The sequence below is a fragment of the Burkholderia sp. Leaf177 genome (assembly GCF_001424345.1).
In the GTDB taxonomy this organism is placed as follows: Bacteria; Pseudomonadota; Gammaproteobacteria; order Burkholderiales; family Burkholderiaceae; genus Caballeronia.
The window spans coordinates 1-11,202 of record NZ_LMPF01000016.1 but is presented as its reverse complement, the minus strand read 5'-3'; the positions used below and the strand labels follow the sequence as shown (position 1 = coordinate 11,202).

Below are 11,202 nucleotides of genomic sequence, written 5' to 3'. Positions count from 1 at the left end.
TTCGCCGCTTCGGCAAGCGCTTGCATCTGTTGGAGCGCCTGCTCCAGCAGTCCTTGCGCGGCATTCATTTCAAGCTGCTGACCGCTAGCCGCAGGCTGATCGTCCGCCGAGATAAACATGCCCTGGCCAGCGCGAATCGCGCCATACCCGGACGTCCGCAGCTCATACCCTTCGCCACGCTTTTGCCGCTTGCTGTCGACCAAATGCCCGAGATTGAGTTGACTCTTGCCCGAATGCTCGGTGCTGATCTTGATGTGCTGTTCGTTCTCCCAGTCCTCCATCCGGATCTTGTTATTCGATTGCGTGCGAATAACGTTCCGCGACATCCATCGTTCCTGGTTGTGAACCAAGTCGGATTGAATGCTGTTGTGATGAAACTGCGAGATAAAGAGTTTGTTCGGATCACCATCGCGGGCCATGATGACCGCTTCGGTGCCGTCGAGAACCGGGAAGTGGAAGCCGGTTTGCAACGCGCCAGCGAACGGCTTGGCCATGCGCAAGGGCACGCTTTCACCGCCTGGATTCCACTTATCGAAGTCGATATCCAATCGCACCGGATAGTGCCCCGCCTTCGTCAAATACGCATACGGGTATTTATTTGGCGACGTCACGCGTGCGCTTAGCGCTCCATGGATTTTCGGCCATTTGCTTTCGTCGATTTTCAGCCTGAAGCGGCGATCGGACGGAATCGCTTTATACNGGCGACGTCACGCGTGCGCTTAGCGCTCCATGGATTTTCGGCCATTTGCTTTCGTCGATTTTCAGCCTGAAGCGGCGATCGGACGGAATCGCTTTATACGAGTTGCTGTAAGCCACGCCCCGGCCGCCCGAGTGCGTCACTTCGATAATCACCTGCCCGCTGGGCGCATCGGGCAAAGGTTCATCGATACGCAGAATGCGGCCCGGTCGCAACTCCAGCACATTGCTTTGTCCGTGATACACGACTTGCCACGCAATTGCCGCCTCGTGACGCAATTGAGCTTCCCATCGCGCGCCGTCCTGGCTCAAATGATTCGTGCCGTAGATATAAGGCTGACCGTAGGTGGTCGTATCGTTGATGGCGACGTTCGCTTCGTCCTTGAAGCGCTCCCACGCAACCAGCGGATTGTAGTCAGCGACCAGAACCGATTGCGGCACGACTTCGGTGTGCGTCTCGAGCGCGAACACGGCTTCAGTTCCAGCTTCAAGCCCCGCGTTCTCGCGATACGGCACCTTCAATTCGGGCGTGTAAACGTAATGATCGATATCGTCACCGAATACGACTACGTCGCCATGTTTGCCTTGTTCGGTATAGAAATAAATCCCTTCTTGCTCGCACAAAAGGCGGATGTAATCAAGATCCGATATCTGATACTGCAGGCGAAAATCGTGCACGGGATAATCGCGGCGCAGTTTGAACTCGAACTGATGATCCATGAACTTGTCGTTCAGCAGAATCGATTCAATGATTTGCTTCGCACTTTGCTGCTGAAACACGCGGCATCGGTGCAANGTTCGGCGGTAGCGGCGGCGCTCTAGCTTGAACTCGAACTGATGATCCATGAACTTGTCGTTCAGCAGAATCGATTCAATGATTTGCTTCGCACTTTGCTGCTGAAACACGCGGCATCGGTGCAAAAGCGCAAGACGCTTCATTTGCGATGCAACGACGATTGTGTATCGATAGAAGTCTTTGGTCTTTTTAATCCGCTTGAACTGAGTAACGATGCCACGATAAACACGCGGTTCTATGCTGTCTTCGGCAGTAATCGTGAAGTGTCCGTCGCGTCCGAGATAATCGGCACGTGCGAGCAATTCCGGATGTGTGAACTCAATCGTGATTTCGTAAGGCGATGCCATGCCCTCGCGCGCGTGATACGAAATCACCGAAATGTCTTTGGAATTCGACGCGCTGGGTACATCGAGCCATGCCCTCGCGCGCGTGATACGAAATCACCGAAATGTCTTTGGAATTCGACGCGCTGGGTACATCGAGGTGATAGGCCTGTTGGCCGGTTACGCGCGTGTTGTGCGAGCGGTTCCATTGTGCTCTCTGACCACTATCCTGCATCGTCTTCGCCTCTCAGATGTCTTCATGCAACCTCTTGATCGTGCGAAGTTGTGTGCATGGTCGTTCTATTCGTTTCACGACCCGGAACAATAACGGATAACTAAACATTTTCAAGTGGGTCGATGCGTTAACGATGAAAAACCGCTTAATTCGGATTTGTCTTGTTCCGCGTCACATCCTTCGGTGATAGGGCCTCGCCAAGCTTAGCTGCGTCGCTACGAGACATGAAAATGGAAAAGAAGGTGTCAAAAAATTCGCAAACGAAGCTGCGCTATGCACGGATCGATGCCGGATACGTGACGTCGAAAGCCAAATCTTGCTCGCTATGAGCGACAGAGCGCGAAGCCGGTCCCGCCGCTCTCCTCAAACCGTCACCGTAATCACAGCACTCGCCCCGCATCGTCCGATCAATGTCTGATGCGGCGCCGGCCCATGCCACAGGCGTGAAAAACCAGAACGTCGCCGATGTCCCACCACCACAAAATCGGCCCGCAACGCGTCGGCATAATGCTTCACGTTATCGGCCATATTGCCCACTGCAACGTGTCCGTGCGCGCTCACGCCACGCGCCTCCGCCAGATCGAGCCCGCGCTGCAACGTCTCGCGCGCCGTGTGCTCGATGTTCAGATAAGCCCCTTCGGAAGGCATGCCGAGTGTCGAGGACACCATCGCGGCTATGTCGATGACAACCAGCACGTGCAGCTCTGCCCGCAAGGATTTTCCAAGCGATGTTGCGTGATGCAACGCCGCCTTCATCTCCGCCGTGTCGTCGTAACACGTGAGGATGCGCCGATAGTCGAACATTCAAGGCTCCGATGATTCCCGCTGTGCTGCGGTTCGTTCGGATAACGCCTTGAATCCAGCGAAAATTCCATGTCGTTTTTCGAAAAATCCCGCAGCCCCAAATCTTGCAGCCGATGCAAGCACGACCCCGGCCGCAGATCAGCGCGCCACCGGGATCTCGCCAGCTATCCAGTTGCTGAAGGAAAGCATGGCGGGCGTCATGGTTTTTCCTCTCATCGACGTAAGCCAGTAACTGCCCGCGTTCACCTCGACATCGAACGGGCGAACGAGACTTCCCATGTTCAGCTCGCGCTCGAACATCGCGGCAGGCGCGAGCGCAACACCGGCACCCTGCATGGCCGCTTCGACCATCAATCGCGACGAATCGAATACGGGTCCGCGCAGCGTTCGCGGCGCGATGCCGGCGGCGGCAAACCAGCGCGTCCAGTCATCGACACGATACGAACGCAGCAAGGTCTCGTTGGCAAGCGCCTCGGGCCGGTCGAGCCGCTGCCCGATCTCCGCCGAACACAGGATGGCGAGCGGTGCATCGAAGAGTTTTGTCGCGACCGATCCGGGCCACGTGCCGTCGCCAAAACGGATCGCGAAGTCGAGTCCTTCGGTCGCGAGATCGACCAGATTGTTATGCGTGAGCAACCTCAATTCAATAAACGGGTGCGCCGCGCGAAACGACTTGAGGCGCGGCATCAGCCAGCCGACGGCGAACGTGCCGACCGCGCCGACGGTCAGGACCTCGTGGAAATGACCGCCATCGAATTGCTTGAGAACGGCTTCGATACGATCGAACGCATCGGTCAAAACGGGACGCAACGCGAGGCCTTCGTCGGTCATGCCGAGGCCGCGCGGCAAGCGCTTGAAAAGCGTCGTGCCGAGCCGTTCTTCCAGCGATCTCACTTGCTGGCTGACGGCCGCCTGCGTGACGTTCAATTCGAGCGCGGCGCGCGTGAAGCTCAAGTGCCGCGCGGACGACTCGAACGCCCGCAACGCGTTCAGAGGGAGATAAGGTCGCATTCGTCTTCCGCCGATCCATTAGATTTTCTTGGGTTCGCGTAAAGTTATCATCGTTTGCCAATGAAATCCAAACCGCCGATATTGAGCGCTCAATTCACGTCACGAATGGAGGATCAATGGTCACACGGCGGATGTTCACGGGCACGCTTGCGGGCGCGTCCCTAGCTGGAGTTGTAGCGGCATCGTTTGGAAAGCTGGCAATGGCAGCGGAAACCAGCGCCGGCGTTTCAGCCGGGAAGGTTGGCGAGGAACTTGCCCGGATCGAAGCACGCTCCGGCGGACGGCTGGGGGTATCGATTCTCGACACCGGTTCTGGCAAGCGCGCCGGACTGCGCGCGGACGAGGCGTTTCCCATGTGCAGCACCTTCAAGTTCCTCGCTGCTAGTTTCGTCCTGGCGCGCGTGGACCAGGGTCAGGAAGACTTGAAGCGGAAGATCGTTTATTCGAAGAGCGATCTCGTCGAATATTCGCCGGTCACGCAACATCACACGGGTCCAGCGGGTCTGAGCGTCGGCGATCTGTGCGCCGCCGCGATCACGCTCAGCGACAACACCGCGGGCAACCTGCTGCTCGCAAGCTTCGGCGGACCGCCCGCGCTGACGGCGTTCTTGCGCACGCTCGGCGACCAATTCACGCGCCTCGATCGCAACGAACCCACGTTGAACGAAAGCACGCCCGGCGATCCACGCGATACCACCACGCCCAACGCCATGCTCGCCAATATGCGCACGCTGTTGCTGACCGACCGGCTGTCCGTGAGTTCGTGCGCGCAGTTGCGGGATTGGCTGATCGCGAACCAGACCGGCGGGAAGCGGATTCGCGCGAAGCTGCCAAAGGACTGGCGCGTCGGCGATAAAACCGGCACCGGATCGCACGGCTCGACCAATGACATCGCGATCATCTGGCCACCCGGACGCCCACCGCTGCTGGTGAGCGCTTATCTGACGCAAACGAATGCCGAAACCGCGCGGCGGGAAGCGGCGATTGCGGATGTCGGCAAGCTGCTCGTTTCGTTCTGAATGTCGTTTTACAGCCGACATGAAATACGCGGCAGAATAGCGGTCCTTCATGTCACACGACTCTTCCGATGATCGCCAAGCTCTCGCGTAAAACCCGCCGATGGATCGTCTCGCTGCTTCTGATTTCAGGCATCGGCGCAGCGGCGCTCGCAACGCCGGCGCTTGCGGATGAACCGAAAGACAAGACATCGGAAGCGCTGGACGCCTGCCTCAACAATCCGAAGACCGTTTCGACCGCGGACATGTCCGGCTGTTATTCGGTCGCGTACAAGGCGTTCGATCATCGGTTGAACGTTGCGTACCAAAACTTGCTGAAGACGCTTCCGGCCGCGCCCGCGCAAAAGCTGAAAGCGTCGCAGCGAGCCTGGCTGACTTTCCGCGATGCCGAACTGGCAACTCAGTCCGCGATCTTCGCAACGCGTCAGGGCACGATCTACGTCCCCATGCAGGAAGACGAAGGCATGTCCCTCACGCGCGACCGCGCCCTGAGACTGGAGTCTTACTTGAGCGTGATGTCCGTCGACGGGCAATGATCTTTTCGCAAGACAAACGCAAGACTCCTTGTAGCAAGCGTTGCCTTACATGATCGTCAGAATTGGAATAAGTCGGAATCATATTTATCAAGCATAAAGCGCAATCCACGGGATAATCCGCAACAGAAAAAGCCAGCCGTGCCGATAACCATATAACCCCCTTTATTGCGCACTCCATGGCGTTTAGCGAACCGAGGTCGCCGTTTTTCAAATGGCTCGTGGGATCCGCTCAGGACCTGAGCGCCGATAACCGGCAAGTGCTGCTTTCAAACCTGTTCACCAGGACAACATCGATTGTCATGGCGTCGATTTGCGAGCTCAGCGTTTGTCTGGCAGCTTTATATCTGTACCCGGGCGCAACGTATCTGGCCTGGACCTTGGCCGTGCTCGTGGTGCTGGCCGCGCGTTTATTGCTGATCGCCATTTGCTGCAGGCGCAGCGCGCGTAACGAGCCAACACCTACGTCGATGTTCCTGGTCTCAAGCATTGTATGGAGCGCGCTTCTCGGGCTCGGCGCGCTGCTCTGCAATATCAGCGGCGACCAGACACTCTTTCTGTTGGGCAACGTTTGCGCCGTCGGCGTGGTCGGCGGTCTGGCCGGACGTAACGCCGGCACGCCGCGCCTCGTGATGATCCAGATAACGTTCATCTTCACGCTGCTGGGACTCGGTGCGGCAATGTCGCCCGGATCCGGGAAGATCGTGCTGCTGTTCCAGGCGCCGTTTTGCGCAGCCGGATTTTTTACGGTCGCGGTGCGCAGCAATAAGGACACGGTCGCCATGCTGCGCGCGCAGGAAACCAGCAACCGGCTCGCGCGCCACGACAGCCTGACCGGCCTTCCCAACCGCGCGCGTATCAGCGAATTGCTGCTCAATCGCACTGATGCCGAACCCGCGTTGCGGCCCGGATCGTTTGCCGTGCTGCTTATCGATCTGGACGGTTTCAAGGCCATCAACGACAGCCTCGGCCACGCCGCCGGCGATCTCGTCCTGCAGGAATCGGCGCGTCGCTTGCGGGCGGTGTTGCGCAAGGGCGATATCGTCGGGCGGCTGGCGGGCGACGAGTTCGTCGCCATATCGAACGATGCGTCGCTCAGTGAAGAAGTCCGCCTCCTGGCCGACCAGATCGTGAAGACGCTCGCCCGGCCGTTCGTGCTCAACGACGCGCTCGTGCGCATTGGCGCGAGCGTGGGCATTTCGCAGTATCCCGATCATGGCAATACCGGCCCGCAATTGCTGATCTGCGCCGACCGCGCGCTTTACGCCGTGAAGCGCAGCGGCAAAAGCGCGTTTGCCGTTTTCGATGCCCAGGCGCACGCCTCCGACGAAAGCCTGAGCCTCTTGCGCAGCGATCTGGAAGGCGCGCTTCAGGCGTTTGGCAGCGGCTTGCGCATGGAATACCAGGCGATCGTGAATCTTGCGAGCGGCGTGACGACAGGCCGCGAAGCGCTTGTCCGATGGACCCATCCCACGCGCGGCGAGTTGCCGCCCACCACGTTCGTGCCCATAGCCGAACGCACGGGGCTGATCCTGCCGCTTGGTGAATGGGTTCTGCGGCGCTCGTGCGAGGAAGCCGCGCAATGGCGCGAACCCGTGGTCGTCGTGGTGAATGTGTCGCCGGTCCAGTTGCGCGAGGAGACGTTCGCGGACACGGTGGCTTCCGTGCTGCGCGAATACGGTTTGCCACCGTCGCGCTTGAATATCGAAGTCACGGAAACCGTGCTGATGAGCGACGACGGCCCGACGCGCCGCAACGTCGAACGGCTTCGGGCGATGGGTATCGGCCTCGCGCTCGATGACTTTGGCACGGGGTTTTCGACCTTATCGAACTTGTGCCGCTTTTCCTTCGATACCCTCAAGATCGATAGCTCGTTCGTGCGGGAATCGGTGTATCGCAGGGAATCGGCGGCGGTCGTGCGCGGGATCGTGGCGCTTGCGAGGGAGCTTGGAATTCCGACGACGGCCGAAGGAATCGAGACCGATGAACAGCTTGCATTCGTGCGCGGATGCGGATGCACGAGCGCGCAGGGGTTCTTTCTGGGGCGGCCGGAACGCGGGGAGAAGATTGCGGGAATAACGATTTAGTCCCGAGCTGTTTGCGATGGGTCGCCTAAAAAAATTTGCCCCGGTTTGCTCGTTTACGATACATTACGCTCATTCATGATCGATTCAACCCCCAGCGAACGATGCAAAGAACCCGCCTGAACGCCACAGAAAACCTCCTCCCGGAAGAACGCGCCAAGCTGATCCTGGAGCGTTTGCGCTCGCGCGGCCGCGTACTGGCCGCGGACCTCGCCGCGGAATTCAGCACATCCGAGCACACCATCCGCCGTCACTTGCGCGATCTCGCCGATGCCGGCCATTGCAAACGCGTCTACGGCGGCGCGTTGCTGATATCGCCGGCATCGAGTGCAGGATCCACGCGCATGCGCGAAGCAGTCGACCGCAAAGCGGTGCTTGCGGCATTAGCGGCGAGCATCGTCCAGCCGGGGCAGATCATTCTGCTCGATGCAGGCACGACCAACGTCGCCATTGCCGCCGCGCTGCCGGATAACGCCGGGCTCACAGTCGTGACCAACTCCCCCGACGCCTGCTCACGGCTAATGGATCGAGCGGGTATCGATGTAATCCTGATTGGCGGGCGTTTGAGTCCACGCAGCGCGGGTTCCGCCGGTTCCACCGCGCTGTTGCAGGTTCAGCAGATCAGGGCGGACCTGTGCTTCCTGGGCGCATGCGCCATCGATATAACGGAAGGCGTTGCAGCTTTCGATGCTGAGGAAGCCGAACTAAAGCGCGCGATGGTGAAGTCGAGCGGACAGGTCGCCATAGCGATGACATCGGAGAAATTAATGACTGCGGCACCTTATTTTGTGACGTCTGCATCGGAGATCGACTATTTGATCCTGGAAGCCGATGTTCCCGCCGAACGCCTTAACGCGTTTGAAAACCTGTGCGGCAACGTGATGGTGGCGCAATGAAACTCGTCTCCGAACGTATCGCCACGACTGCCGTATTTCTTGCTAACGGTTTGGGGATCGGAGCGTGGGCCGTCGAGGTTCCGCGCATCAAGGAAGCCTTGTCTCTCAGCGATACCGCGCTCGGAATTGCGCTGTTCGCGTTTGCCCTCGGCGCTATTGTCGCCATGCCGTTAGCCGGCCGCCTCGCTCCGCGCTTCGGCAGCGGGCGCGTCACGGCGTTCCTTGGCATTGCGTTTGTACTGACCCTTCCATTACCCGCATTCGTACCCGACTTTGCAATGTTGTGCGCCGTGCTGTTTGTTTTGGGCGCGGCAAACGGCGCACTCGATGTATCGATGAACGGGCACGCCAGCGCCATAGAAAGCGAATGGCACGCGCCGATCATGTCGTCGTTTCACGCCGCGTGGAGCGTGGGCGGTTTGCTCGGCGCGGCATCGGGCGCAGCGTTGCAAGCGAATGGCATCGGCACATCCGGCGGCCTTTTGATTCCCGATGCGGTGATCGCTGCGCTTGTTTTAGGGGCGGCTATCTTTGCGCTTAGGGATATTGGACCCCGCGTGAAAGAAGCGGCAAGCGGCTTCGTTTTGCCTAGCGGCGCGGTGATGAAACTCGCCGGCCTTGCGTTTCTTTGCATGCTGGTCGAAGGCGCGGTTGCGGACTGGAGCGCGGTATTCCTGCGCTCCGCACTCGATACACAAGCGAGCGCCGCGGCATTGGGTTATTCATCGTTCGCATTTGCGATGGCGGCGTGCCGCGTCGTCGGCGACGTCTCCGTGCGTCGGTTGGGGTCGAGTGTGGTCGTCGCAATCGGTGGCCTGATTGCAGCGCTCGGATTGGCATTGGTACTTGGATATCCAAACGTGGTGACTGCTTGCGTGGGATTTGTGCTCGTAGGCATTGGACTGTCGAACATCGTACCGGTCATTTTCAGCGCGGCCGGACGCTCGACTCCAACGCCCGCAGTCGGTGTTTCGATGGCAGCAACCGCAGGTTATGCGGGGTTCCTCGTCGGACCGCCGCTGATTGGATTTGCAGCAGATTTCGTTGGCCTGCGGCTGGCGTTGTTCGCGCTTGTGATAGCAACGCTGGTTGTCTGCTTGCTGGGTGGCAAAGCGGTGAGGAATGTGGCCGCATGACTCTGGTCGATCAATGCGTTACGCCTAAATAATCATCGAAAAATATCCGCGACAAGATTCGATACCGCGCGTATGCGCTCGCTTCCGCGTAGCGCCGGATGCAACACCATCCATACGTCCTGATCGAGTTCGCGGATATGCGGTTCGATGCAAACCAGGTCGCTGGTTGTATCGCCGGCGAGTTGGGCGAGCACGCCGAGGCCCGAGCCTCCCAGCACGCCGTCGAAAACGCCCAGCACATAGCTGCATCGAAGGCTTGGCTCCGGCGCGCCCGGCAATGTCTTCAGCCATCGGGCGGCAGGATGATCGCCACGGCGTTCGTCATATCCCACGAACGAGAGCTTGTTCCATTCCCGCTTTTTGATCGCCACCTTGTGACGCAAATAATAATCGCGCGATGCATACAACCCGAAACGCACCTTGCCGATGCGGCGCACGTACAGATCGCCTTCATCAGGACATTCGGACCAGATGGCAATATCGGCTTCGCGACGCGCAAGGTTATAAGGGCGCTGAGAGGTCAGCACCTCAATAGCAAGTCCGGGAAATCGTTCCTGAAAGGAGCCGAGCAGCTTCATCAGGATATAGGACATCCATTCGACGGCATTGATCCTGACGGTCCCTTCAAGACCATGAGATCCGGTCACGTCTCCAGCGCGTTCGATCTGATGCGCGAGCGTTTCCATTTGCTCGGCCCACGTCAGGACTTGCTGTCCGAATACGGTTACCGTGCACCCGGAAGGCACGCGGTCAATCAGGGGTTCACCTAGTCTTCGTTCAAGTTCGCCAAGCCGGCGCGAGAGTGTGGCGGCACTCACGTCGCACGCTAAAGCCGCGGCCCGCATGGTGCCTTCGCGCGCGATGGCAAGCAGAATGCGCAAATCGTCCCAATCGACGTGTTCCATATTCGAAACGCCCGCTTTCAATTTTAGAGGTAGCATATCGCCAATCGCGAGGATAGCATTAGACCTCGATAGGCCATTTTTGCCACCGTCAATCAGGCGTCTGGCGCGGTCTTTCAGGTACCTCGCGCGAAAGGAAAACATAGGAAACGTCATCCAGGGCTTTCCTTTCAGATTGATTAACTCGTTAATCTCGCGCATCTTAAGAACGCAATCACCATACGACTCGCGGCTGCCGACCGGTAGACCGAAGAGCGGACTCCGGAGACTTTATGACCCGCAAGCACAATCAAGCTCGACGCCGCGTACTCGCCGCAACCGCGGTTTTTGCGGCAGCGTCGCTTCTGCCCGTTTCATCCGCATTCGCTCAAGCAGCGAAAAAACCCACCGTCGCGCTCGTGATGAAGTCGCTCGCGAACGAGTTTTTCCTGACGATGGAAACCGGTGCCAAGGACTATCAAGCTCATAACACCGACAAGTTCACGCTGATCACGAACGGCATCAAGGACGAAACCGATACCGCCAATCAGATCCGCATCGTGGAACAGATGATCGTGTCGAAAGTCGATGCGCTCGTGATCGCCCCGGCTGATTCGAAAGCGCTGGTTCCGGTGATCAAGAAAGCAGTGGATGCCGGGATCATCGTGGTGAATATCGACAACAAGCTCGACGCCGACGTGCTCAAGTCGAAGAACCTGAACGTGCCGTTCGTCGGTCCGGACAACGCCAAGGGCGCGCGTCAGGTCGGCGATTATCTTGCCAAGCAAAAG

Annotated in this window: 10 protein-coding genes and 2 pseudogenes; 6 read left to right on the top strand and 6 right to left on the bottom strand. The window is 58.8% G+C overall.

The features are described 5' to 3' along the window. From ASG35_RS32110 to ASG35_RS13510, 5 genes and pseudogenes are all read right to left on the bottom strand, one after another. Nucleotides 1–699: pseudogene (locus ASG35_RS32110) on the bottom strand (type VI secretion system Vgr family protein); the annotation flags it as partial. 1 nt (nt 700) lies between these two features. Then, a pseudogene (locus tag ASG35_RS32105) lies at nt 701–1,491 on the bottom strand (type VI secretion system Vgr family protein); the annotation flags it as partial. A gap of 1 nt (nt 1,492) precedes the next feature. Continuing rightward, nucleotides 1,493–1,839 (bottom strand): contractile injection system protein, VgrG/Pvc8 family (locus ASG35_RS32660; RefSeq protein WP_442854833.1); only part of this gene is annotated, 347 nt, incomplete at its 3' end. A gap of 574 nt (nt 1,840–2,413) precedes the next feature. Then, complete coding sequence (locus ASG35_RS13515; RefSeq protein ID WP_056357824.1) at nt 2,414–2,854, bottom strand: universal stress protein; 441 nt, start codon at nt 2,852–2,854, stop codon at nt 2,414–2,416. A 138-nt stretch (nt 2,855–2,992) separates the two neighbouring features. Further along, a complete protein-coding gene (locus ASG35_RS13510) occupies nt 2,993–3,865 on the bottom strand; it encodes a LysR family transcriptional regulator (RefSeq protein ID WP_056357821.1) in 873 nt (290 codons plus the stop codon). A gap of 116 nt (nt 3,866–3,981) precedes the next feature. On the opposite strand from ASG35_RS13510, the gene bla reads away from it, so the two are divergent. The 5 genes from bla to ASG35_RS13485 all read left to right on the top strand — a co-directional run bounded on the left by bla (nt 3,982) and on the right by ASG35_RS13485 (nt 9,530). Further along, nucleotides 3,982–4,884 carry a class A beta-lactamase gene (gene bla / locus ASG35_RS13505; protein WP_056357818.1) on the top strand — a complete coding sequence of 301 codons (903 nt, stop codon included), beginning with the start codon at nt 3,982–3,984 and terminating at the stop codon, nt 4,882–4,884. A gap of 68 nt (nt 4,885–4,952) precedes the next feature. After that, nucleotides 4,953–5,417 (top strand): lysozyme inhibitor LprI family protein, encoded by a 465-nt coding sequence (locus tag ASG35_RS13500; RefSeq protein ID WP_056357815.1) that lies wholly within the window; start codon nt 4,953–4,955, stop codon nt 5,415–5,417. A 176-nt stretch (nt 5,418–5,593) separates the two neighbouring features. Beyond that, on the top strand, nt 5,594–7,501 hold the full coding sequence (locus tag ASG35_RS13495; RefSeq protein ID WP_056357812.1) for a putative bifunctional diguanylate cyclase/phosphodiesterase: 1,908 nt from the start codon (nt 5,594–5,596) through the stop codon (nt 7,499–7,501). Between the two features lie 101 nt (nt 7,502–7,602). Continuing rightward, nucleotides 7,603–8,394, top strand: a complete 792-nt coding sequence (locus tag ASG35_RS13490) for a DeoR/GlpR family DNA-binding transcription regulator (RefSeq protein WP_056357808.1) — start codon at nt 7,603–7,605, stop codon at nt 8,392–8,394. Then, nucleotides 8,391–9,530: an MFS transporter gene (locus ASG35_RS13485; protein WP_056357805.1), complete on the top strand. Its 1,140-nt coding sequence runs from the start codon at nt 8,391–8,393 to the stop codon at nt 9,528–9,530. Before ASG35_RS13490 ends, ASG35_RS13485 begins: the two co-directional genes overlap by 4 nt. Nucleotides 9,531–9,562: 32 nt before the next feature. Here ASG35_RS13485 and ASG35_RS13480 read toward each other — a convergent pair whose 3' ends face one another. Further along, entirely contained in the window at nt 9,563–10,435 is an 873-nt protein-coding gene (locus ASG35_RS13480) for a LysR family transcriptional regulator (RefSeq protein ID WP_056357802.1), read from the bottom strand. A gap of 269 nt (nt 10,436–10,704) precedes the next feature. On the opposite strand from ASG35_RS13480, the gene ASG35_RS13475 reads away from it, so the two are divergent. Beyond that, the coding region (locus ASG35_RS13475; RefSeq protein WP_156393156.1) for a substrate-binding domain-containing protein at nt 10,705–11,202 on the top strand (498 nt) is incomplete at its 3' end.

Coding starts and splice junctions, on each gene's coding strand:
- ASG35_RS13515 (WP_056357824.1), bottom strand. CDS start 2,854: ATGTTCGACTATCGGCGCATCCTCACGTGTTACGACGACACGGCGGAG.
- ASG35_RS13510 (WP_056357821.1), bottom strand. CDS start 3,865: ATGCGACCTTATCTCCCTCTGAACGCGTTGCGGGCGTTCGAGTCGTCC.
- bla (WP_056357818.1), top strand. CDS start 3,982: ATGGTCACACGGCGGATGTTCACGGGCACGCTTGCGGGCGCGTCCCTA.
- ASG35_RS13500 (WP_056357815.1), top strand. CDS start 4,953: ATGATCGCCAAGCTCTCGCGTAAAACCCGCCGATGGATCGTCTCGCTG.
- ASG35_RS13495 (WP_056357812.1), top strand. CDS start 5,594: ATGGCGTTTAGCGAACCGAGGTCGCCGTTTTTCAAATGGCTCGTGGGA.
- ASG35_RS13490 (WP_056357808.1), top strand. CDS start 7,603: ATGCAAAGAACCCGCCTGAACGCCACAGAAAACCTCCTCCCGGAAGAA.
- ASG35_RS13485 (WP_056357805.1), top strand. CDS start 8,391: ATGAAACTCGTCTCCGAACGTATCGCCACGACTGCCGTATTTCTTGCT.
- ASG35_RS13480 (WP_056357802.1), bottom strand. CDS start 10,435: ATGGAACACGTCGATTGGGACGATTTGCGCATTCTGCTTGCCATCGCG.